A 22,485-nucleotide genomic window follows, 5' to 3' on the forward strand; every position below is an offset into this window, starting at 1 on the left:
CAAATTGATTTAATTATCATATTATGAAATAAAAATTAAACTATTTAAGTAGTTCTTAATTTATTTCTTTGAATCAATTTTAAGATAATTTAATGTTTATGTAATTAAATACATTTCATTATTTTTATGGCAGTTACAAATTCCATTAAAGATATTAAATTAAAGAATTTTAGTAAAACTGTTAAAAGGACATTATCTTCTCCTGATGCAGACAAGGCATTTACAAGCTTTATTTATGACCTCGCATCTCCAAAGAAAAAAATATTACCCGTTAGCATAGGAGCATTATTAAAAGGTGCGAAGTTTGCTTTAACTAATCCCGTAAATAGTTATAATCTTGTTAAACTTGCAAGCTCCTCTGATATATATCTTGATTCAAACTTTCAAAAATCCGTTCTTGAAAAATCTGAAATATGGGATTTTCTAAAAAAACATGCAGATGATTTACCAAAAATAGGGCAAATCGTAGCAAAAGCAGGTTTTAGAGAATTTCAAGAAGGTAGTTTTCTAGATCAAAAGGGCCTTACAACATTAAAAGAATGTTTTAAAAATGATAATGTACTTAAAAGCATTAAAGAAATTGCAATTGAGCTAAAGCAAGATGTACCTGACTATAATAAAGTGACTTCTAAAACATTAGAAATGTTATCTACCGATAAAAATTTCTTGAAATTTTTTAATGAAAAAGGAAAATATATCGCAGATTATATACGTACCGGAGCAACAGAAATACTTCCAAGCGACTATATAAAAGCTTTTGATGATATATTACAAAAACCTCAGGGTAAGGATACATATGCAAAAGTTATAAAAATATTTAATGAACATCCTGAGTTTAAACAAGAGCTGGCTGAAAATATAAACAATCCTACTGCTCTAAAAAGGTTTAATAAATTATCTCCTGAAAAACAAATAATTATAGAAGGTTTCTTAATAGAAACTAAAGAACAAGCTAAACCTTTCTTTCTTAAAAGAATATTTTGAAAGCTATAAAGTTGATCTTAGTATTGTAGATACTATTCCTACTTTATTAAATAAAATGCCTGAAACAAAAGAGATTTTTGATACTCTTAATGCTCCAAATCAAGGAGTAATGGTAGCTCTTGAGAAATCTTTAGAAATGGTAGCAGGCGACGATAAATTAAAAAGTTTTTTTGCTGATAATAAAACAGTCTTACCAGATATTGCCTCAGCTATTATTGAAAATACTCCGAATATACAAAGCATGACGAAAGAATATAATTTCGATAAACAAATGCTTAGTATAGTAGGCGAAGTTATGTCAAAACCGGAAATTGCACATGCTATTATTACAGATATAAATAAAGGCGATTATATGAACGTAACAAGCCGTGTAATTACTGCTTTTAACGAGCTTCATTTAAGTTAAAATATATATTAGTAGAGCAAAGTAAAGAAGGTTTATTCGATAATTTAATTAAAGGGGTTTTAGAACAAGATGAAAAAAATAGCAAAATATAAAACAACAGCTTGTAAATTATGGGTTAGAAACAAAAGATGTTACAAAACTTACGAATGTAATGCCTATATTACTTGATAATCCTGAATCATTAAAAAAGGTTTTTGATGGATTTGTTAAAGGTGATTATACGGGACTAGCTAAAGAATTGGTAATATTAACTAAAGATAATCCCGAAATCAAAAAATACTTAAACGATAATAAAGAAATATTTACAAGTATTTTAGATAAAACTTTAAAAGATGTACCCGGTATAAATAAGCTCGATAAGAAAGAATTATATAATATACTAACACCTATGCTCAATCAACCGGATAAGCTGGTTCAAATCTTAGAAAATATTGAAAATAAAAAATATATTAATGTCGTTACTAGTATAGGTAGTTTAGTTTAGAAAGAAGGTCAAACGCTGAATATTATAAAACAAATACCAAATGTCGTTAAAGCGGGAGTTGGTTATTTTAAATCTGATAAGGTACCTGTAGAATTAGAAAATAAAGTTCCGGCTGATGTATTAAAAGAAGCACAAAACATCGTCTCAAATTTAAATAGTAAGATTAATATTGTAGGATCTAAAACAAATACACTTTCCATTACTCCTATTTCTAATAATAAAAAGAAAGAAGAAATACATAGATAAACTATACTCGCTGAATTTGAAAAATTGGCTTCGTCTACCAACTCTTATAGTACCCTACGTTTTTTAAAAAGCCCTCGATGTCACCCCTGCGAAAGCAGGAATCCATGCTAAAAAAGCTTTATTTAAGTAGATTCCCGCTTCTAGCTAAGAATGACATAAAATGAAAATCGTAGGGTACTATAACCAACTCTTCATTTACCAAGAGTATATATATGAAAGTTTCCTAATATTTGTGCAAACTCTTCTTGGTTAGAATATTCTAATGTAGTTTTATCTTGTATCTGATTTTTAAACCAAGTAACTTGTCTTTTAGCATAATGACGGGTTCGTATTTGAGCTGCACTTAAAGCCTCATCTAAAGTAAGGTTACCGTCTAAATAAGCTAAAATTTCTTTTATCCCTACAGCTTTTAAATTCGCATAATCTTTAGGAGCAAATTGTTTTTTTATTAAAGCTATTTCGTCAATTGCTCCTTCTTTGAATATCTTTTGCAGACGCTCATCACATGTTTTATATAGAAATTTTCGCTCAGAATTTAAGAAAATAATTTTGAAATTAAAATCAGATAAGATTTGTTCTTTTGGTAAATTTTGAAAAGAAAAAATAGATTTACCGGTTTGCATGAATACTTCATAAGCTCTAATTAAACGCTGAGTATCATTTTGGTTTATTTTAGAGGCAGCAAGCGGGTCAAGCTTCTCTAATTTATTCCATAATTCTATATTGGCTATTTCAGCATGTAAGTTTCTTACTTGTTCTCGTAAATCTTCTGATATATCAGGAATATTATTATAGCCGAAAACTAAAGAATTGATATATAAACCAGTTCCACCTATTAATATAGGTAGCTTGCCCCTAGCAGCTATTTCTTTTATTTTTTCTGTCGCAAGTTTTAGATATTTTATTACTGAGAAATCTTCCGTAATTGATAGAAAATTATATAAATGGTAAGTAACTTCAGCTGTATAGCTTTTCGGAGGGGAGGCGGTAATAATAGGGATTTCTTTATAAACCTGCATTGAGTCGATATTAATAATTTCGCCATTACAAGCTTTAGCAAATTCATGCCCTAAATAAGACTTTCCGCTAGCAGTCGGTCCACATAATATAATTATTTCTTTCTTTGTCACTGATATATAGTTTAGTCTATAATTATTGGGTTGTTGCATGGCTCGGTTTTCCGTAATTGCGAGAAGAATTACGTAGTAATTCGACGAAGCAATCCAGTAAAAAATTCTGATTTACAGAATTTTTTTATTATTTTTCTGGATTGCCACGCAGCCTACAGCTGCTCGCAATGGCGGGGTGGTATCCACGCAACAACACCAGCTCATGACGATTCAGTATTTCCGCAGGAATGATATCGCACAATTAAACGTTTTCAGTTTCATCGGTATTAGCATTTCCTAAAGTCTCAGTATTAACATTACTATCTGCCGGTTCACTAAATGTTATGCTACCAAGTTGGTTATTATAACTAATAGTTGGACCACTAAATAAGCTGCATCACTGTAGTCAATGGTCAGACTATTTAAAACCGTTAGATGCTGCTACATCACTATCAAGTTCTAAAACATTAGGATTATTAGTAGGTTTCAGGTCTTCATACTTTATTACTAATGGTGCCTTGTTGTTAATGTTAATATTTAATGTATTTGCACCTGTTGGCATTACTGTAACTAATTTATTATCAGTATCAACAGGTGATATATTGACGGAGTCTATTTGATATGAGGTTTTTGACATATTATTTTTCCTTATATTAATTTAATGTGAGAAAAATATATAAAATAATATTTTAGAAAGCAATAATTTTTTAATAATTAATTAGGTATTGCTAACTAAAGATAGATATCGTCATTGCGAGCGACCGTAGGGAGTGCGGCAATCCAGTAAAAATAACAAAAAAAATGCTAATTTATAGCATTTTTTACTGGATTGCTTCGTCAATTACTTCGTAATTTTCCTCGCAATGACGTTAAATTCTTAATTAATCTACCTTTAGTTAAATTAATAGTCCATATTTTTCAAGATATTTATTAATTATAGCTATTATTTCCTCTAAACCTTCTTTACTAGCTGATTCAGCTCTTGCAACTATAATAGATTCGGTGTTAGAACTACGCAGTAACCACCAACCATGCTCAGTATTTACCCGTACACCGTCTATATCATTAAACTCTATTTTCTCTTCTAATAATTTTTCTTTAATCTCTTTAATAATTTGTAATTTTAACCTAGACGGAACAAAAATTTTAATTTCCGGTGTACTATAGCTTTTCGGTAAATCTTCTATTATTTCATCTAGCGTTTTATCCGATTTGCTAAGTAAATCTAAAAATCTAAGGGCTGCATAAATTGCATCATCAAAGCCAAAATATTTATCGGCAAAGAATATATGCCCGCTCATTTCACCGGCGAGTAAAGCTTTTGTCTCTAGCATTTTGCTTTTAATAAAAGGGTGACCTGTTCGCCATATTATAGGATTTCCGCCGAATGATTTTATTTTATCAACGATAAACTGACCGGCTTTTAAATCAACTATTATAGTTGCGTTTGGATTTTCCTTTAAAATATCCTCAGCAAATATACATAAAATTTGATCACCGAATAATATCTTGTCGTTCCCGCTTACAATACCGATTCTATCACCATCACCGTCAAAAGCTATACCAAGGTCACAATTTTGTTCTTTAACTAATTTAATTAGCTCTTGTAAATTAGCAGGGTTGGTAGGGTCAGGGTGATGGCTTGGAAAATTTCCGTCAATCCTACTATTTATGATTATGTTGTGATTAGTTAAATGCTTTTTTAACTCTTCAATAATATTGCCCGTTGCTCCATTGCCGCAGTCCCAAGCCACTTTTAACTTTGGATTAATATTTATTCCCTCTAAAATACGTTTTAGGTATTTATATTCTATATTATGTCCATAATCTATGTCATTCCCGCAAAAGCGGGAATCCATGTCTCCACTTGTATTAATCTGGATTCCTGCTTTCGCAGGAATGACATAAGGGGTGGTGGACATGACATGACTATTCAAAACCTTTGCTAATAAATCCTGTATCTGATCACCGAAAAAAGATTTACCGTTTTGTAGTATTTTAAAGCCGTTATCGTCACGAGGGTTATGCGATCCCGTAACCATAATACTACCGGCAGGCATAAATTGTTTATCGGCAAAATATAGTACGGGAGTCGGAACTACGCCAATATTTATGATTTCAGCCCCTGCATCAGTTAGTCCTAATTCTAAAGCTTTACAAAGGGTAGGGGAGCTGAGCCGACCGTCTAAACCAATACAGATTTTGCTATTATCTTTTGTTATAGTCATCTCGGCGAAACAAAAGCCGATTTTATAAGCTACTTCTTCTATTAAATCCTTAAGGCTATTGCCTCTTATATCATAAGCTCTAAAAATTTCTTTGTTAATTTGCATAAAAAAATTGTCTTAAGTGTTGTTGTATGAATCAAGTTTTCTGTCATTGCGAGGAAAAACTGTAAGTTTTGACGAAGCAATCTCAAGATATTTGACGAGATTGCCACGTCGCTTCGCTCCTCGCAATGACGACCTTCAGTATCCACGCAACAATACCTCCTCGCAATAACGGGTGGCGGTATCTATGCAACAATACCATATAGGAAGGACATCGGAATCTAAAAACTAAAGCTTTCACCTAAATACACTTCCTTAACTTTTTTGCTGTTTGCTATTTCCTTAGCACTTCCTTCTAATAATACTTTACCTTCAAAAATAACATAAGCACGGTCGACTATATCTAGAGTATCACGTACGTTATGGTCGGTAATTAATATGCCTATATTAAACTCACGTAAATAAGTAATTAGATTTTTGATATCGGAAATAGCAAGCGGATCAATACCGGCAAGCGGTTCATCAAGCATGATAAATTTAGGATCTATTGCAAGTGAACGTGCAATCTCAAGCCTACGCCTTTCACCGCCTGATAAGCTAGCAGCGGATAAATCTTTTAAATGTACTATCGAAAATTTCTCTAGTAAATTATGGGTTTTTTGTTCAATTACTTCTTTATCATTTTCAGATATCTCAACTACAGCCTTAATATTATCCTCAACCGATAATCCCCGAAATATCGAAGGTTCTTGAAGAAGGTAGCCGATTCCAAGCCTTGCTCGTAAATAAATAGGTAGGTTGGTAATATTTATATCGTTTAAAAGTAATTGTCCTGAGTCCGGTTTCATTAAACCGATAATAATGTTAAAACAAGTTGTTTTACCGGCTCCGTTAGGACCGAATAAACCAACTATCTCTCCTTGTTTTATATTCAGAGATATATCAGTTAATATATTCCTTTTTTTGTAGGATTTTGATATATTTTTAACTTGTAAGCTGTCCATCTTTTTTATTTGCATTTTTTTGTGTGGATTAATTCTCAACGTCATTGCGAGCAGCCGTAGGCTGCGTGGCAATCTCGTCAAATATCCTGAGATTGCTTCGTCAAAATTTTCAATTTTTCCTCGCAATGACGTATTAAAGAACTCTATTTCTTAACAATATCTACATAATAGATTAGTTTATTAGTTTTTAAGATATTATCATCACGCTGTAATATTACATTACCGAGTAGAATAAGTTGTTTGTCATCAAAAAAATATTTAGCACTATCTGCAAGTAATAATTCATTATTTATTTTTCTTTCTACAGTCAATTTGGTCGGAATAACTATATAATCAATAGTTTGTTTATCATCTATTGTTTTATAAAAAATATATAATTCTTTCGTTCTAAGTATCGCATTATCGAAGTAAACAACAACATTTCCAAGATATTCTGCTTTTTGTTTGATTCTATCAATAATTAAAGTATCAGATGTTATATGTAAATTTGAAATATTTTTATCATTAGCATATATAGATATACTAATAGTAAGAAATACTACAAGTTTAATAATCCGATAAATCGATGATTGTAGAGACATTGCCTTTAAAAATTATAATATTATTTTCATCCTTCGTATTAAAACTATCTGAAGTAATTGAAGAGTTTTTATAAAGTAATTTAGCAGAGGAGTTGCCGGTTATATTTTTATTTACTAAATCAATCCTTGCATCGTTAGTGTTAAATATGATCTCATCAAAAAAAAGTTTTACATCGTTTTTTAAATCTAATATGTTTGATTCTTCATCTAAAAAGCCTTCTTTCGCATTGATAATAAGAGTTTGGTCTTGATTTACGTTATAAATAGCATTTATTATGTCTAGTTTATATTTGTTATCCGACTCTTTTATAGCTCGCTCAGTTTTAATTTTATACGCATTTAAATTTTTATTTACTCCTTCAAAAATTGAATCTTTCAATATAATATTATATTTTAAATCAAAATTTTTAGTATCTTTTAAACTTTTTTTTGTAACATTAATATCGTTTTCTTCATTAATATAACCGCTTTTAATTAATATATATCCTATATACAAAATTCCAACTATTATTAAAAGATATACAGATTTCCAAATTTTTTTTCGCCGTTTATAAGAAGAGGGCATAGATTTTAGCTAACTCCCATGCGTAGTAAATCATGAATATGAATAATGCCCATAATAATATTATCATCAACAATCGGTATATTAGTGATATTTTTGGCTTTCATTAAATTTAAAGCCTCTTTTGCAAATATTTCCGATGAGATATGAATAGGGTTTTTGGTCATAATGCTTGATGCTGTTTTTAAGTGAATTTGATCGTTAATATGACGACGTAAATCCCCGTCGGTTATAATCCCTATCAAATTTTGGTTTTTATCCGTGACAAGTGTACAACCTAAACGTTTTTTATTCATAATAATTATAGTTTCGGCAAAGGAAGTATCTTCATATACTAAAGGTATTTCATCACCGCTACGCATTAGGTTTTTAATTTTTGTTAAATTAGCACCGATTGTACCTCCCGGATGATAAATTTTAAAATCATCTTTAGTAAAGCCTCGTTTTTCATGTATAACAGTCATTAAAGCATCACCTAGTGATAACATTATTAAAGATGATATAGTAGGAGCTCCAATTACAGAAGCTTCCGGGTATTCAGGTACTATTAATAAAAAATCGCTTCTTTTAGCTAAAGTGGAATTTTTATTCATTGTCATTGCAGCAATTTTTATGGAAGAGTTCTTACAATATTCAATTATATTAAATAGCTCTTTAGTTTCACCGGAATTAGATAGCATAATTACTAGATCATTTCTCGTCACCATACCTAAATCGCCGTGACTTGCCTCTGCCGGATGTAAATAAAAAGCAGGCATACCGGTTGAAGAAAAGCTAGCAGCTATTTTTCTTGCAATATAACCGCTTTTGCCTATGCCGGTTAGGATTATCCGTCCTTTGAAAGATAGTAAAAATTCTATAATTCTGTTAAAGTCTTCAGGGATATTTTCAGATAATTTTTCTAAAGCACTTGCTTCACTAGAAATAACCCTCTTTGCGATGATTTGGTAATTATTTATGTCGGTCATTTATTTACTCATTGTCATACCGTGACCCCGCCACGGGATCCAGTAAATTATTAGTATTATGAGTTATTTTGTGGATACCCGAACTGTCATTGCGAGCAGGTGTTGTTGCGTGAATACCTAATCGTCATTGCGAGGAGCCGTAGGCGACGCGGCAATCCAGAAAATAATTAAAAAAATTCTGATTTACAGAATTTTTACTGGATTGCTTCGTCAAAACTTACAGTTTTTCCTCGCAATAACAATTAAGCTTCATATCAATTAAAATACTTACGTTCTGTAATTACTTCAGCAGTTTCAGCATTATTATCTTCATTCCAAGCTCGTTTTTTACTAGAATCACGTCGCTCAGGTTCTGAATTTTCCTTAGCATTATTAACATTATTTTTTGGCTTTGGATTATTTGAAGATTTATCCTTATTGGCATTTTTAATAGTTAGTTTTGCTTTGCCTTTATTATCAAAGCCTATCAGTTTAACTTTTACTATATCGCCTTGTTTTAAAACACTGCTAACCGTTTCTATTCTTTCTTCTGAAATTTCACTAATATGAACAAAGCCGTCTTTATTACCTAAATAATTAATAAAAGCACCGGAATCTAAGACTTTCATTACCGTACCGTTAAATATTTCACCGATTTCAGGTTCAACGGCAATAGCTTTAATTTTATCTAAAGCGACTTTTAGCTTATCTCTATCTGAAGCATAAACAGAAACCGTACCGTCATCGCTTATATCTATTTTAACACCGCTAGTCTCACAAATTTCCTTTATTACTTTACCGCCCGGTCCTATAATATCTCTAATTTTATCCTTATCTATTTTTATAGTAGTAGTAGAAGGAGCATTTTTACTTAGTTCGCTATTTGGTTTACTAATAACTTTATTCATTTGCTCAAGTATATGCAAACGACCTAGTCGTGCTTGCTCTAAAGCTACTTTCATTATTTTAAAATCTACTCCGGATATTTTGATATCCATTTGTAATGCAGTAATCCCTTCACTAGTTCCTGCAACCTTAAAGTCCATATCACCGAAATAATCTTCATCTCCAAGAATGTCGGATAATACCGCAAATTTTTTGCCTTCCTTAACAAGCCCCATAGCAATACCCGCAACCGGTGCTTTTATCGGTACGCCGGCATACATTAAAGCAAGAGAACTACCGCAAACAGTTGCCATTGAAGAAGAACCGTTAGACTCCGTAGTTTCAGCAACTACTCTAATAGAATAAGGAAATTGTACCTTATTAGGTAATATTGGATTAATAGCACGCCATGCTAGTTTACCGTGTCCAACTTCACGACGACTAGGTGCTTTCATCGGCATTGCTTCATTTACAGAGTAGGGCGGAAAGATATAATTAAGCATAAAACACTCTTTATACTCACCCTCTAAACTGTCAACTATCTGCTCATCTAAACTAGTACCGAATGTAGTACTAACTAAGCTTTGCGTCTCGCCTCTAGTAAATAAAGCTGAACCGTGTGCGGAAGGTAATAAACCTATTTCACAAGCAATTTGTCTTATATCCGTGGTACTTCTTCCATCGATACGTCTATTTTTTTCTAAAATCTCGTTACGTAATATATCTGATTCAATAGATTTTAAAGCCGATTCGATTTGATAATTACTATATTTTTTATTTTCTATGTCGCTTACAAAATGTGTAAGAACTTTTTCAGGTATTAAATCTAAATTAGTACTACGTTCCTGTTTAGATTTAATCGCAAAAGCTTGTTCAATTTCTTTTACAAATAACTTCTCAATTTCTTTCTTTAATGAGGCAGGATATAAATCTTGCATTTCAAGCTTTGGTTTTTTAGCTTCTTCTGCTAGTTCTTTAATTATCTTTATTACCGGCTGGAAGCTTTCAAATCCAAATTTTACGGCTTCTAACATTTGTTCTTCAGCGAGTAAATGAGCTTCCGATTCAACCATCATTACTGAATCTGATGTTCCTGCAACTACTAAATCAAGCTGACTTGCTTTTAATAATTCAAGTGTCGGATTTAAAACAAATTCACCATTGATTAAACCGACTTTACTTGCAGCAACTATTTCTAGATAAGGAGCAGGGGATAGGCTAAGGGCAGCCGATGCACCAATAATTGCAAGTATATCTACCGGAGTTTCAGGATCATATGAAAGAACACTGCAAGTTACATGCGTTTCATTCACAAAAGCCGGATGAAATAATGGTCTAATCGGTCTATCTATTAAACGAGATACTAAAACTTCTCTATCTGATGCTTTTCCCTCACGTTTAAAAAATCCTCCGGGGATTTTACCAGCAGCATATGCCATTTCTCTATAATTAATCGTTAAAGGAAAAAAGCCGATACCTTCTTTTGCTTTTTTAGCTACTACTGCTGTACATAATAAAACGGAATTACCCATTTTTACCGTAACTGCTCCGTCAGCTTGCCTTGCTATCTTACCTGTACTAAGCTCAAGAACTTTCCTGTTCCATGTAACACTCTTAGTTATTTCGTTAAACATCTATTTATCTCATTTCATAATTTATATTTTTTGTATTCTATCCCGTCATTGCGAGAAGAATTACGTAGTAATTCGACGAAGCAATCTCAGGATATTTGACGAGATTGCCACGCAGCCTACGGCTGCTCGCAATGACGGTTATTTAGCTACTTAATCTTTCTAATTCCTAGCTTACTTATTAAATCTAAATATTCTCTAACATTATTCTTTTTAATATAGTTAAGTAATCTACGACGGCGTCCGACTAAAATTAATAATCCACGTCTTGAAGTATGATCTTTATGGTTAGATTTAAAATGCTCGGTTAAATTGTTGATTCTTTCAGTTAAGATAGCACATTGCACCGCACTTGAACCGGTATCATTTTCCGTTATAGCATATTCTTTAATTAATTGTTGTTTACGTTCTTGTGTAATCGACATCGATAATTTCTCCTTAAATTGTTATAATAAATTAAATACTCGTAAAGAATTAAAGCAACTCTTGTTTAAGCTACCTATTGCAAGCAGAGTGCCTTTATAGCGAACCCATAAAAGACTAACGTCTTCTTCATAATCGAATTGGCATTTCTGCCCATATCTGATTTTTTGTGCTTGGCTGTCAGTAGCATCAAGAACCAGGATGTCGTCCAGTATTGATTCTATCTTTATGCTTTTTTCCTCTAGGAAATTTTTGGTAATTTCGTCAGGTGATTCAATTTGGATAACATTTTCTTCTTTAAATATTCCAACCTGAGTACGGCGTAATTCTATCACAAATCCTAAACTTTGCAAGGACAATGCCAAATCTTCTGCTAAAGTCCTTATATAAGTACCTTTTGAGCATTCCGTATAGTATGTAGCGGTAGCATTTTTCTCATCAAAATTTAAACATTTTAGATTATAAATAGTTATATTTCTTGGCTTTAATTCTACTTCTTTCCCCTCTCTGGCCAATTTATAAGCTCTTACACCGTTAACTTTAAGAGCAGAAAAAGCCGGCGGTATTTGTGTTACGTTATCGATAAATTTAGAACATACGGTATAAGCCTCTTCTTGAGAAGGGATATAATCTTTCGTTGCTATTACTTTACCGGTATAATCGCCGCTATCGGTTTGTAGTCCGAATTTTACGGTAAAAATATAGGTTTTTCTAGCATCAATTAGCAGCTGTATCAGCTTTGTAGCTTCACCTACGGCAAGGGGTAGTATCCCTTCCGCTTCAACATCTAAAGTACCGGCATGTCCTATCTTAACTTCTTTACCGAGTATTTTTTTTACCATACTAACCAGTTTAGCAGAACTTATACCTCTTGGTTTATAAATATTTAACCAATAACTATTCATTAATATACTTCCATAAAATGAAGGGTTGATAACTTGAAACTTTTTCGTCATTGCGAGAAGAATTACGTAGTAATTTGACGAAGCAATCCAGTAAAAAAATGCTAATTTTAGCATTTTTTATTAATTTTTCTGGATTGCCACACGAACTAAAGTTCGCTCGCAATGACGATATCAACTCTTTTTAGTTAATACCTCAAATTAAACGAGTATATCCTTGACTTAAATTTAGAAAATCTTTAATATATAATTCTAGCCAATAGCAAGATATAGGTTAGACCAAATAATGACGATTAACTCCAGTAATATAGAAAATCCTCCCTCTAAAATCAATAGCCGTTTTTCCAAACTTACCGATTATATCTGGCCTATAAAACGCCACGAAGTTTCTAAATTTTTATTCATCACCTTATTAATGTTCTGTATTTTATTTATCCAAAATCTAATCAGAGCTTTAAAAGATAGTATTGTTACTACTATGATAGGTGCCGAGACTATCTCGTTTTTGAAGTTTTGGGGAGTGATGCCGTCAGCTTTCTTAATGACTGCTATATATGTAAAGCTTGTTAATAGGATGAAAGCAGAAAATATATTTTATCTTATTATATCAATTTTTTTAACATTCTTTGCTTTATTTGCCTACGTTATTTTTCCAAATCATGAAATGCTGCATTTAAGCCCTGTAACTGTTCAAAATTTAACGGCAAGCTTACCTAATTTAAAATGGTTTATATTGCTTTTATCAAAATGGAGTTTTTCGCTATTTTATATAATCGCCGAATTATGGCCAAACGTAGTTTTTGCATTACTTTTTTGGCAGTTTGTTAATAACATTACTACCGTGGAAGAATCTAAAAGATTTTATCCGTTATTCGGTTTACTTAGTCAAACAGGTATTTATTTAGCAGGGCAGTTTTTAGAAAATCTAAGTAATATTAATGATTACGTAACTAATAAATTTGCATTGCAATCGTCTTTTCATACACTTTCTATACAAATTATTCTAACTATAGTACTAATTTTAGGTATAATAGCTATTAAAACTTTTTGGCTACTTAATCATAAAGTACTAGATAAAGAGCATATGGCGTTACTCAAATTTAAAGCAAAGAAAAAATCTATGACTATTGCCGAAAGTTTTCAGATGATTCTATCGTCAAGGCATATTAGATTAATTGCAACTTTGCTTATCTGCTATGGCATTGCCATTAATTTAGTAGAAGGTCCTTGGAAAGCAGCAGCTACTAAAATTTATAAAACTCCAACCGAATATGCAGCTTTTATAGGAAGTTATTTGAGCTACACCGGAGTATTTACTATTTTATTTGTCGTACTTGGTTCAAATATAGTTAGAAGACTTGGCTGGTTTACGGCGGCTGTTATCACACCTTTAATAGTTTTTATTACCGGTATATTATTTTTTGCTGTTAATAACTTTGAAGGATTTGCCGGCTTAATAATAGCAAATTTTATTCTAACTGATCCTGCTTTAATTGCTATAACAATAGGTGCTATTCAAAATGTGCTTAGTAAATCAAGTAAATATACCTTATTTGATTCAACAAAAGAAATGGCTTATGTTCCTTTAGATCCGGAAATAAAAATAAAAGGTAAAGCTGCTGCCGACGTGATAGGTACAAAACTCGGTAAATCCGGTAGTGCATTTTTACAATCATTGGTATTTATAATATTACCTTCCGCTAGTTATCAATCTATTTCCATCTGTTTAATGATTATATTTATAATTACTTGCTTAACTTGGCTTTGGGCAACTAAAGAACTCAATAAAGAATATAAAAATTCTATTAAATTTTCTCAATAATAATATCAGTTTTTTCTTGATATTACTAAAATCTTTATATACTATCTTTTCTTTATATACTATCTTTGACAGTATAACACAAACTGTGAAAAGGACGGTGTTATTTGTTTTAACGTCATTGCGAGAAGAATTACGCAGTAATTCGACGAAGCAATCTCAGGAAAATTCCTGAGATTGCCACGCTCCTTTTAGTCGCTCGCAATGACGGCTCGGTATTCACGCGGGCAATGACATAATTATTTACAGTTTGTGCTAATTAATTTTTGGTTAAATTAGAGGTTTTATGAGTAAAGACGGTAATCCAGATACAAGTGAATTTGATCCTTTAAATAGAGAATTTACAGAAGAAGAAAAACAGCAACAAATGAAACAAGAACAAGAACTTTTTTCTCAACCTACACTAGATACAGCTGATGATGGTTTTAGCTTTACTCCTGCATCTTCTACTCAATCTACTCCTTTAATTAGTACTTTATCGGGCAGTATTTCCCCTGACGGTCAGACATCAGACCCAATAACTGAAGCTATCAGAAGAGAAATCCTAGAGAAACAAAGAGATATATTAAGAGAATATTTTGCTAATACAAATCCGGAATTAGCTGAACAAATAGCAAAGGAAGAAGAAGATAGAAAATTCCGTGCTTTTTTGAGTAACCAAGATAATCAAGGATTAATTAATAAGGCTTTTGAAGATTCGGAAACAAAAAAGCGGCTAGAAGCAGCTGAAATAGCCGGTTATAAAAATGTTCTCTCAACATATAGTGCCGCTAATGGATACCAGGGTGGATTTAAGCCGGTACAGTGGGAAAACCAAATAAGTGCAAGCGATCTTAGAGCCACGGTAGTTAGAAATGATGCAGGCGATGAACTCTGCACCTTAAATGAAACAACTGTTAAAACTAAGCCTTTTACTGTAGCTAAACAAGACGGTACTCAGGTTCAAATCAGTTCATATAGAGAAATAGATTTTCCTATAAAACTTGATAAAGCCGATGGGTCAATGCATTTGTCGATGGTAGCATTAAAAGCTGATGGCACAAAACCCTCTAAAGATAAAGCAGTATATTTTACCGCTCACTATGAAGAGGGCAAAGACAGTAAACCTCAACTTAAAGAAATAAGCTCGCCGCAACCTTTAAAATTTGCCGGAGACGGACCGGATGCGGTAGCTTATATTGAGCATGGCGGAGAAATTTATACACTTGCGGTAACACGCGGTAAATATCAAGAAATGATGCAAGAGGTAAAACTAAACCAAGGGCAGAGTGTTGATTTATCACAAACTATAGCTGAAGATTTAACAAAGGTACAAGGTCGATCTCAGGAAACACCGCAACCAATAATAACTCCGAATCAAGAATTAAAATCATCTATTGAAACGCCTACTACTACACAAGTACCGCCTGAGACTTCACAAATGCCACAGCCGCAACAAGTGAATCCAAACCTCCTTAATGCAGCTACAGCTTTATCAGGCAGCATACAAGATTTATTAAATTATGTAAATGCAGGTTTAACAAGAGAAAAAGACAGTAATAAACAAATTGATTTAATTAACGAAGCAGCCACGGCAATTCTTAATAATGAGAAAAGTGATATTGCTGAAAAGCAGAATAATATCATTGCTTTAACTAAAAATACGGTCAATAATAATGACCTCACACCGGACACAAAAGTAGGTGGAGTAAATGCGGTATTAGAAACCATAAAAAATGATCAGAATACCCCAGACCTAGAAAAATCAAAAATGCTTGAAGCTACAGTAGCTATAGCTTTAAATTCAGAGAATCTTGAACCGAAGCAAAAACAGCAGATGTTAGAAAAGGCAGTAGATGTCGGTTTAAGTCTTAAAGATGATGCAAGTAGAGCTGCGGCAATTGACAGTATTACGGATGCTGTAATAAAAAGTAACCTTTCTACTGAAGATAAAGGGACAATGCTTATAGCAGTAGGTGATAAGGTTAATGCCTCTGAATTAAGCAATGCGGAAAAACAAAAATTATTAGGTTCTGTATTAAAGAAAGGTGTAGAAGCCCAAGTTCTCAGTCCGGAACAACAACAATTGATGCAGCAGAATTTAGATAAGATTACAGCAGAACAAACTAAAAATGCCCAAATAACAGAGGTACAAGGTATTTTAGCTAACCCTGCATTTAATACTATCGCTAAAACTGAGGCAATACAAAATGTTACTACAAAGGTTTTAGATAGTCCGATTAAAGCAGAAATAAAAGGTGAAACGCTTGAAAGTATTACTAAGGTAGTTGCTGAGAGTCCTTTGAACGGTCAAGATAAAGCAGACATTGTTAAAGGTATGGGAGAAGCTATAGCTAGTCATAAAACTATGGCACCTACAGAAAAAATTTCTGCTATAGAATCCGTAGAAAAAGGGGTAGCCGAAAGTATAACAGATTTGGAAGATAAAAAGTTAATGACTAAAGGGTTAGTAGAGGGTATTTATGAAGGCAAAGCAAATCCTGAAATAACTAAAGCTGTTTCTAGAGGGATTGATAAGAGTACTGCTATACCGGAAGATAAACAAGCTCTTAAAGATGCAGCGAGTGAGGTAGCTTTAGATAGAGAAACTCAAAATTTAACTGAAGGGTTAAAAGGACAGGAATCTAAGCCTCGCGATGATATATATAACAAAGCCCAAGATGTAACTGATGCATTAAAAAATGTTATTACCCCTGTTTTAGATGCTCATCCTGAAAAACGTAAAGTCTCAGAAGAAGAAGTTGTGAAAAAAACTTCCAGTATATTAAATGATATCTCTAAGCTTGCAATTGAGAAAGTCAATAATTTTCGTGCTATGCTCTCTCCAGATGGTGATCTTAAAACTCTTGAAGAAAAAAAAGCTGAATCAACAAAAAAAGTAGATGAGCTGGTAAAGGAATTTGGTACTAAATCTTCTACTGAAGAACAGCAAAGTTTCATTAAAGCTAATTTAATTGATGATAAAACTTTATCTAAAGAAGTACGTTTACAAACTATAGATAAGTTATTACAAGAACAAGCACAAAAACGAGCAGAAGCAATTGAAAACCCTAGTGTTAAAACGGAAGATGTAAGGGTAGTATCAGGACAGTCTGAATTAAAACCTATAAGTAAAGATAAGCCGGATATTGAAAAAGCTAAAATGGTAGTAGGAAGAGATAGAGTTAATATTAAAGATAATATAAAAATTATGGGAGCATTAATGAATGCAAGAGATAGCATTATTCAGTCGGAAAATTTAAATAAATTAACACCTATTAAAAGAGAGTCTTCCTTTCCACCACGCTGATCAAGACTTGTATTCTGTATATTATAAAGGCAAGCGATGTCATTCCTGCGAAGCATTGTTACGTGGATCGGTTTTACCTCTGTCAATCCCGTGGACAAGCCACGGTATGACACCGAATGCGTTTTGTGGTCCACGCAACAATACCTTTCTGCGAAAGCAGGAAGCATGTTTTTTATATGGTTATTTTATCAATTAAGGTTGCTTTTTCTAGAGATTCCCGCTTTCGCGGGAGAATACATTGAGAGAGTTCCACAAAGCTGCTTTTAGCTAGGAAATAATTATAGGGACTATTTGGTCGAAGCTTGTTCCCTATAATGAGGGCCACAAAAGCATAAATTAAATATTTTACGAGCTAGCTTTTAGCTTATCTTTTCTGGCTAAACATTTTACTAGATTATTAACAGCTTGTTGTTCTTCCGTGCTATTAATTTTCATAAAATTTCTTGAAACTTCAATGCACATACGTTGATGTTGAGTATGTACAGGCTGCGGTTTATTAGCTTCTTCTAAACCTTCAAAGAAATAATCAATATTCCTATCTAAAGCTTCTGCGATTAGTACTAACCTTCCTACAGAAATTCTATTAATTGCTTTTTCGTATTTTTGTAATTGTTGATGAGTAACATCAATTACTTCAGCAAGTTGTTGACGAGACAACCCCTTAGCGAGTCTTAAAGAATAAATTTTCTTACCGATAAAACTATCGATTTTTTGTATAATATCGTTTTTTCTACCCATTATCTTCTCCTTAGTTACTAATTATGTCTATATTTAAAAATTTTCTTTGAACAAAAATGATATTATCCTATATTATTATAAAACATGTGGTTATTAATAATTTTATACCATTAAACTTATCCAATTGTAAGTAGAAATAATACCATAAATTAATATTATAAGCAACTATAAAATAACATTTTTTAAGTTTTTTGTAATCATTTGATAAATAATTATTAAAGAATCGTGCAAAATTATTTCTTATCAAATAAAAATATCATAAGAGCTTTAAAATTATTTTAAAGCTAAAATATGAATACCTTATGTTTTAAAAACTTATTTACTGAGATATAAATTACAATTTATAAAAAAATAAAATTTTGGTGTATTATAGAAAAATATAAAACTAATGCAAGGGAAAATTTCATTTCTATGTCAATATTTCAAATCAAAGATAAAATATAGTTTCATTTTAATTATAAATTAATTATTTACAGCGAACTTATTTAAGGTTAAATATAAAATTAATAATAACAACTAAAGCTTATAATGAGAAAAATTTTTAATTGTCTTTACGTAGCCTTATTTAGAACAATAGAAGATGATGGCGTTGAACATTCGGGATATATGTCATTCATGATACTTTTATCTATTTTCCCTTTCCTAGTATTCTTATTAGCTTTAACAAGCTTTTTAGGAGCTTCAGAACTCGGTCAAAATTTTATACAAATTTTTCTAGAGAGTCTTCCGGAACAAGCAACGGAATCAATAGAAAAGAGAATACGAGAATTACTAAGTGCTCCTCCTCAAAGTTTAATGAATCTTGCCATAGTAGGCAGTATTTGGACTGCTTCTTCTTTTGTAGAATGTTTAAGGACTATTTTAAATCGTGTATATCAAATAAAATCTCCCCCCCCTTATATAAGAAGAAGATTACTTAGTATTATACAGTTTCTTATAATTAGTGCCTTGATTACCTTTACTATGTTTCTTTTAGTGGTGATTCCAATAGTATTTACAAAAGTTCCAATAATATTAGAGACTATTGAAAAATATAAGATCATTTTAAATTTTATAAGATATTCTTTAATTTTAATTTTGTTATTTTTAGGTGCCTCATCTTTGTATTATATATTACCTAATGTAAAATTAAATTTTGTTGATGTATTTCCAGGAGCTTTATTAACTGTGATATTATGGATAATAAGCGGCTATTTACTTTCAACATATATAGTCTACTATAATCAACTAAATCTAATGTATGGTTCCCTTGGTAGTATAATAGTTACATTAATATTCTTCTATATTATAAATATGATATTTATTTATGGTGCGGAATTTAATTATCTAATGAAAAATTATGAAAATATAGAGTGAAGTGCGGCTTAAAGCACTTCATAAGTTATTTAGTTTTACAAAAATAAAATAATTAATTGAAACAATTTCGGCAGTTTTATATTTAAAACTTTATATCAATCTTTATTTTAGTTGTAAAAAAACAATTATTTTTTAGTTTTTAGGTTTTACGAACAAAATACAAATTATTTAAAAAACTCCGGTTTAAATAACATAAAGCTATCCTGAGATGATGTAGGTAATGGAGTTAAATCATATTGCGGATCGAAAGCGTTCCCATAAATTTTTTCTATTTTTTGGAGCGAACTTGGAGATTTTAAAGCCAACAATATTGATTTTAAAATAGTAAAAATTGCTATATACGGATCGGTTTCAGGAGAAGATAAGCGATGTTCTAAACGTTTGGGAAAAGAATTTGGAATTCGTACGGCTACGCTTCTATTATTTCCACCGTATGATATATGCGTAGGAGCCATAAATTTTTTATTTATCCGTGAATAATCTAGAGTAGTCGGCATAAAAGCGAGTAGGGTGTCTAACATATAGTGACATAGCCCTTGTGCTGCTAAAATTATATAATAATCATTAAACTCGGAATTAAAATTAATATGAAAATGCATACTATTACCATAATCATCCAAAAACGGCTTAGGAGAAAAATCTATATAACCGTTTAACTGCTGTGCCATTTTTTTTAAAATAGTTTTAACCTCTAATATATTTTTTATATATTGTATTAGGTTTACAGAAGGAGGAAGATCTATTTCAAATTGATTATTGCCTTTTTCTTTTTTTATTTTAGAAATTTTAAATCTAGCTAAGTATTTTCTTGAAAGTATTTCAAATTTAGCTATATCAATATTGTGACTTAAATAAAACTCTATTTCTACGCCGATAATAGGGATTAGGTTATAGTCTTGATGAAATTGTGCTATTATTTTTTCTAGCTGTTTATTTTTTTGTAAACGACCGGATAAAGTATTAATAAAACTATTATAATTAATATAGGGTATTTTCATGGAAGGATTAATAAACGGATCAGTTTATTATAAAATTTTTGATAAAACATTCAATAATTCAAGTCATAGATATATAAAAAAAAATAACTCTATAAATGAACCAGAAATAGTTGAAAACAAAAAATCTATTACTACTTATTTTAAAGCACAAGATATTTTAATTTTAAACCAAGTACATAGCAATCAAATTGTTAATGCTGATGAGTCCATAATAGCAGTACCTGAAGCAGATGGAAGCATTACAACTAAGAAAAATTTAGTATTAGCGGTACAATCGGCAGATTGTGTACCGGTATTACTTGCAAGCGGCGACGGTAAAATAATCGGAGCGGCACATGCGGGGTGGAAAGGAAGTATAAATAATATTATTAGTAATATAGTTACTAAAATGACAGAAAAAGGAGCAAAGAATTTAATAGCAGTGATAGGTCCTGCTATAGCTCAAAGTTCATATGAGGTTGATGATGAATATTATAAAGCTTTCTTAAGTAAAGATATTAACAATAAACAGTTTTTTATAAACTCGATAAAAGAAAATCATTATATGTTTGATTTACCTAGCTTTGTAGAATTAAAACTTAAAGAAGCAGGCGTTAAAGATATAAAAAATATTGCTGAAGATACTTACACAAATCCATTAAAATATCCAAGTAAAAGACGCTCATATCATTTGCAAGAACCTTATAATCAGAATATATTATCAGCTATCGTAATTAAATAACGGCATTGCTAAATAAATATTGATGGTTTAAAAAAATTACATCATTGCAAGCGGGTAGGCTACGTGGATACCACTCCGTCATTGCGAGAAGAAACTGCAAGTTTCGACGAAGCAATCCAGTAAAAAAATTCTGTAAATCAGAATTTTTTTAATTATTTTTCTGGATTGCCACGTCGCTTCGCTCCTCGCAATGACGATTCGGGTGTCCACGCGGGTAATGCCCTCTCACAATGACGATATCTATCTTTATTTAGCAATGCAAAAATAACTCTTCATTTATCCGGAGTATATTAATGAATCAAGAGAAACATTACTATCAAATAGTTTATGCACCAAACGATATTTTTAAAAAACAAGCAGAATATATAGACATTGTTGATGATAATATTCGTACTATTGTCGACAAAATGCTTCAGACTTTACATATAGAAAGGGCAGTGGGCTTGGGTGCTAATATGGTAGGAATATTAAAGCGTATAGCGGTAGTTGACCTACATGAAAATAATAAATCATCGCCTATAGTTTTTATTAATCCGGAAATAACTTATTTTTCGGAAGAAAAACAAACTTTTATTGAGGGTTCTTTATCATTTCCAGGCATTGAAGCCTCTATTACACGATCAAAAGCAATCAAGGTAAAATATCTCGATTATGACGGTAATAAACAAGAACTAGAAGCAGAAGGCTTTTTAGCAACTGTAATTCAGCATGAAATAGATTATTTAAACGGCAAAACTTTCTTAGATTATGTATCAAAACTTAAGCGTGATACGCTTGTTAAAAAGATGCTAAAGCATATCAAACTCCATCCTCCACATGTTCACGGTAGCAGTTGTCGGCATTAGATATATTTAGTTTGATATAACAGTTTAAAATGAAAAACAAAATTACAATCCTTAATACTAAAAAGTTAAAAGAGCAAGACAATAAAGTTAAAGAAATTAGAAAACTTGCAAAAGAAATTAATTTACAACCATCGGATTTAGAAGTATGGCTAAATTACAAAAATGGGTAAGAAGTAAAAAATATGTTATAGTACTCTATGATTTTCACTTGATGTCATTCCCGTAGGGCATTGGCGTTGTTGCATGGCTCGTTTATGTCATTCCCGCGTAGGCGGGAATCCAGTT

At 31.7% G+C, this 22,485-nt stretch carries 22 protein-coding genes and 3 pseudogenes; 12 read left to right on the forward strand and 13 right to left on the reverse strand.

Annotated features, from left to right (window positions below):
• Positions 1-126: 126 nt before the first annotated feature.
• From BN1174_RS12810 to BN1174_RS12820, 3 genes and pseudogenes are all read left to right on the forward strand, one after another.
• A complete protein-coding gene (locus BN1174_RS12810) occupies positions 127-984 on the forward strand; it encodes a hypothetical protein (protein WP_040255616.1) in 858 nt (285 codons plus the stop codon).
• Positions 985-1,039: 55 nt separating this feature from the next.
• Entirely contained in the window at positions 1,040-1,390 is a 351-nt protein-coding gene (locus tag BN1174_RS12815; protein WP_040255618.1) for a hypothetical protein, read from the forward strand.
• 244 nt (positions 1,391-1,634) lie between these two features.
• Positions 1,635-2,120, forward strand: a pseudogene (locus BN1174_RS12820) (hypothetical protein).
• Between the two features lie 191 nt (positions 2,121-2,311).
• Here BN1174_RS12820 and miaA read toward each other — a convergent pair.
• The 4 genes and pseudogenes from miaA to BN1174_RS00150 form a co-directional block, all read right to left on the reverse strand.
• A complete protein-coding gene (gene miaA, locus BN1174_RS00140; protein ID WP_040257739.1) occupies positions 2,312-3,250 on the reverse strand; it encodes a tRNA (adenosine(37)-N6)-dimethylallyltransferase MiaA in 939 nt (312 codons plus the stop codon).
• Between the two features lie 55 nt (positions 3,251-3,305).
• Positions 3,306-3,432: pseudogene (locus BN1174_RS12825) on the reverse strand (lytic transglycosylase domain-containing protein); the annotation flags it as partial.
• 215 nt (positions 3,433-3,647) lie between these two features.
• Entirely contained in the window at positions 3,648-3,866 is a 219-nt protein-coding gene (locus BN1174_RS11130) for a hypothetical protein (protein WP_156138402.1), read from the reverse strand.
• 259 nt (positions 3,867-4,125) lie between these two features.
• Positions 4,126-5,562: a phosphomannomutase/phosphoglucomutase gene (locus BN1174_RS00150; protein WP_040255620.1), complete on the reverse strand. Its 1,437-nt coding sequence runs from the start codon at positions 5,560-5,562 to the stop codon at positions 4,126-4,128.
• 46 nt (positions 5,563-5,608) lie between these two features.
• On the opposite strand from BN1174_RS00150, the gene BN1174_RS12140 reads away from it, so the two are divergent.
• Positions 5,609-5,731, forward strand: coding sequence for a hypothetical protein (locus BN1174_RS12140; RefSeq protein ID WP_269378651.1), 123 nt, complete (start codon positions 5,609-5,611; stop codon positions 5,729-5,731).
• Between the two features lie 49 nt (positions 5,732-5,780).
• On the opposite strand, the gene lptB is transcribed toward BN1174_RS12140, so the two are convergent.
• The 7 genes from lptB to truB form a co-directional block, all read right to left on the reverse strand.
• Entirely contained in the window at positions 5,781-6,503 is a 723-nt protein-coding gene (lptB, locus tag BN1174_RS00155) for an LPS export ABC transporter ATP-binding protein (RefSeq protein ID WP_040257742.1), read from the reverse strand.
• A 143-nt stretch (positions 6,504-6,646) separates the two neighbouring features.
• Positions 6,647-7,084 carry an LptA/OstA family protein gene (locus tag BN1174_RS00160; protein ID WP_040255622.1) on the reverse strand — a complete coding sequence of 146 codons (438 nt, stop codon included), beginning with the start codon at positions 7,082-7,084 and terminating at the stop codon, positions 6,647-6,649.
• Positions 7,050-7,649, reverse strand: coding sequence for an LPS export ABC transporter periplasmic protein LptC (gene lptC / locus BN1174_RS00165; RefSeq protein WP_040255623.1), 600 nt, complete (start codon positions 7,647-7,649; stop codon positions 7,050-7,052). The genes BN1174_RS00160 and lptC overlap by 35 nt, the downstream gene beginning before the upstream one ends.
• Positions 7,650-7,654: 5 nt before the next feature.
• Positions 7,655-8,614, reverse strand: a complete 960-nt coding sequence (locus BN1174_RS00170; protein WP_040255625.1) for a KpsF/GutQ family sugar-phosphate isomerase — start codon at positions 8,612-8,614, stop codon at positions 7,655-7,657.
• A gap of 254 nt (positions 8,615-8,868) precedes the next feature.
• A complete protein-coding gene (pnp, locus tag BN1174_RS00175) occupies positions 8,869-11,112 on the reverse strand; it encodes a polyribonucleotide nucleotidyltransferase (protein ID WP_040255627.1) in 2,244 nt (747 codons plus the stop codon).
• Positions 11,113-11,258: 146 nt separating this feature from the next.
• Positions 11,259-11,534 carry a 30S ribosomal protein S15 gene (gene rpsO, locus BN1174_RS00180; RefSeq protein WP_040255629.1) on the reverse strand — a complete coding sequence of 92 codons (276 nt, stop codon included), beginning with the start codon at positions 11,532-11,534 and terminating at the stop codon, positions 11,259-11,261.
• Positions 11,535-11,555: 21 nt separating this feature from the next.
• Positions 11,556-12,437 carry a tRNA pseudouridine(55) synthase TruB gene (gene truB, locus BN1174_RS00185; protein WP_040255631.1) on the reverse strand — a complete coding sequence of 294 codons (882 nt, stop codon included), beginning with the start codon at positions 12,435-12,437 and terminating at the stop codon, positions 11,556-11,558.
• 50 nt (positions 12,438-12,487) lie between these two features.
• Here truB and BN1174_RS12145 point away from each other — a divergent pair, with 50 nt between their 5' ends.
• The 4 genes from BN1174_RS12145 (at position 12,488) to BN1174_RS00195 (ending at position 17,542) form a co-directional block, all read left to right on the forward strand.
• Positions 12,488-12,622: a hypothetical protein gene (locus BN1174_RS12145; RefSeq protein ID WP_269378657.1), complete on the forward strand. Its 135-nt coding sequence runs from the start codon at positions 12,488-12,490 to the stop codon at positions 12,620-12,622.
• A gap of 98 nt (positions 12,623-12,720) precedes the next feature.
• On the forward strand, positions 12,721-14,256 hold the full coding sequence (gene tlc4, locus BN1174_RS00190; protein WP_040255633.1) for an NTP/NDP exchange transporter Tlc4: 1,536 nt from the start codon (positions 12,721-12,723) through the stop codon (positions 14,254-14,256).
• Between the two features lie 16 nt (positions 14,257-14,272).
• Complete coding sequence (locus BN1174_RS09400) at positions 14,273-14,428, forward strand: hypothetical protein (RefSeq protein ID WP_156138403.1); 156 nt, start codon at positions 14,273-14,275, stop codon at positions 14,426-14,428.
• Positions 14,429-14,539: 111 nt separating this feature from the next.
• Positions 14,540-17,542 carry a Sca4 family spreading effector gene (locus tag BN1174_RS00195; RefSeq protein WP_040255634.1) on the forward strand — a complete coding sequence of 1,001 codons (3,003 nt, stop codon included), beginning with the start codon at positions 14,540-14,542 and terminating at the stop codon, positions 17,540-17,542.
• 345 nt (positions 17,543-17,887) lie between these two features.
• Here BN1174_RS00195 and BN1174_RS00200 read toward each other — a convergent pair whose 3' ends face one another.
• The gene (locus BN1174_RS00200) at positions 17,888-18,280 is read right to left on the reverse strand and encodes a helix-turn-helix domain-containing protein (RefSeq protein ID WP_040255636.1); all 393 of its coding nucleotides are present in this window, start codon (positions 18,278-18,280) and stop codon (positions 17,888-17,890) included.
• 528 nt (positions 18,281-18,808) lie between these two features.
• Between BN1174_RS00200 and BN1174_RS00205 the strand changes: the two genes are divergently transcribed.
• Entirely contained in the window at positions 18,809-19,636 is an 828-nt protein-coding gene (locus BN1174_RS00205) for a YihY/virulence factor BrkB family protein (RefSeq protein WP_040255638.1), read from the forward strand.
• Positions 19,637-19,800: 164 nt separating this feature from the next.
• Here BN1174_RS00205 and BN1174_RS00210 read toward each other — a convergent pair whose 3' ends face one another.
• Positions 19,801-20,634, reverse strand: a complete 834-nt coding sequence (locus BN1174_RS00210; protein WP_040255640.1) for a type I glutamate--ammonia ligase — start codon at positions 20,632-20,634, stop codon at positions 19,801-19,803.
• On the opposite strand from BN1174_RS00210, the gene pgeF reads away from it, so the two are divergent.
• The 3 genes and pseudogenes from pgeF to BN1174_RS09405 form a co-directional block, all read left to right on the forward strand.
• Positions 20,633-21,355, forward strand: coding sequence for a peptidoglycan editing factor PgeF (gene pgeF, locus BN1174_RS00215; RefSeq protein ID WP_040255642.1), 723 nt, complete (start codon positions 20,633-20,635; stop codon positions 21,353-21,355). The genes BN1174_RS00210 and pgeF overlap by 2 nt on opposite strands.
• A 293-nt stretch (positions 21,356-21,648) precedes the next feature.
• Complete coding sequence (gene def, locus BN1174_RS00220; protein WP_040255644.1) at positions 21,649-22,200, forward strand: peptide deformylase; 552 nt, start codon at positions 21,649-21,651, stop codon at positions 22,198-22,200.
• Positions 22,201-22,295: 95 nt separating this feature from the next.
• A pseudogene (locus BN1174_RS09405) lies at positions 22,296-22,370 on the forward strand (type II toxin-antitoxin system Phd/YefM family antitoxin); the annotation flags it as partial.
• Positions 22,371-22,485: the final 115 nt, after the last annotated feature.

The sequence above is a fragment of the Rickettsia hoogstraalii genome (genome assembly GCF_000825685.1).
In the GTDB taxonomy this organism is placed as follows: Bacteria; Pseudomonadota; Alphaproteobacteria; order Rickettsiales; family Rickettsiaceae; genus Rickettsia; species Rickettsia hoogstraalii.

Bases quoted from the DNA above. Each gene is read 5' to 3' on its own strand.
- BN1174_RS12810 (WP_040255616.1), top strand. From the start codon at position 127: ATGGCAGTTACAAATTCCATTAAAGATATTAAATTAAAGAATTTTAGT.
- BN1174_RS12815 (WP_040255618.1), top strand. From the start codon at position 1,040: ATGCCTGAAACAAAAGAGATTTTTGATACTCTTAATGCTCCAAATCAA.
- BN1174_RS11130 (WP_156138402.1), bottom strand. From the start codon at position 3,866: ATGTCAAAAACCTCATATCAAATAGACTCCGTCAATATATCACCTGTT.
- BN1174_RS00150 (WP_040255620.1), bottom strand. From the start codon at position 5,562: ATGCAAATTAACAAAGAAATTTTTAGAGCTTATGATATAAGAGGCAAT.
- lptB (WP_040257742.1), bottom strand. From the start codon at position 6,503: ATGGACAGCTTACAAGTTAAAAATATATCAAAATCCTACAAAAAAAGG.
- BN1174_RS00160 (WP_040255622.1), bottom strand. From the start codon at position 7,084: ATGTCTCTACAATCATCGATTTATCGGATTATTAAACTTGTAGTATTT.
- lptC (WP_040255623.1), bottom strand. From the start codon at position 7,649: ATGCCCTCTTCTTATAAACGGCGAAAAAAAATTTGGAAATCTGTATAT.
- BN1174_RS00170 (WP_040255625.1), bottom strand. From the start codon at position 8,614: ATGACCGACATAAATAATTACCAAATCATCGCAAAGAGGGTTATTTCT.
- pnp (WP_040255627.1), bottom strand. From the start codon at position 11,112: ATGTTTAACGAAATAACTAAGAGTGTTACATGGAACAGGAAAGTTCTT.
- rpsO (WP_040255629.1), bottom strand. From the start codon at position 11,534: ATGTCGATTACACAAGAACGTAAACAACAATTAATTAAAGAATATGCT.
- truB (WP_040255631.1), bottom strand. From the start codon at position 12,437: ATGAATAGTTATTGGTTAAATATTTATAAACCAAGAGGTATAAGTTCT.
- tlc4 (WP_040255633.1), top strand. From the start codon at position 12,721: ATGACGATTAACTCCAGTAATATAGAAAATCCTCCCTCTAAAATCAAT.
- BN1174_RS00195 (WP_040255634.1), top strand. From the start codon at position 14,540: ATGAGTAAAGACGGTAATCCAGATACAAGTGAATTTGATCCTTTAAAT.
- BN1174_RS00200 (WP_040255636.1), bottom strand. From the start codon at position 18,280: ATGGGTAGAAAAAACGATATTATACAAAAAATCGATAGTTTTATCGGT.
- BN1174_RS00205 (WP_040255638.1), top strand. From the start codon at position 18,809: ATGAGAAAAATTTTTAATTGTCTTTACGTAGCCTTATTTAGAACAATA.
- pgeF (WP_040255642.1), top strand. From the start codon at position 20,633: ATGGAAGGATTAATAAACGGATCAGTTTATTATAAAATTTTTGATAAA.
- BN1174_RS00210 (WP_040255640.1), bottom strand. From the start codon at position 20,634: ATGAAAATACCCTATATTAATTATAATAGTTTTATTAATACTTTATCC.
- def (WP_040255644.1), top strand. From the start codon at position 21,649: ATGAATCAAGAGAAACATTACTATCAAATAGTTTATGCACCAAACGAT.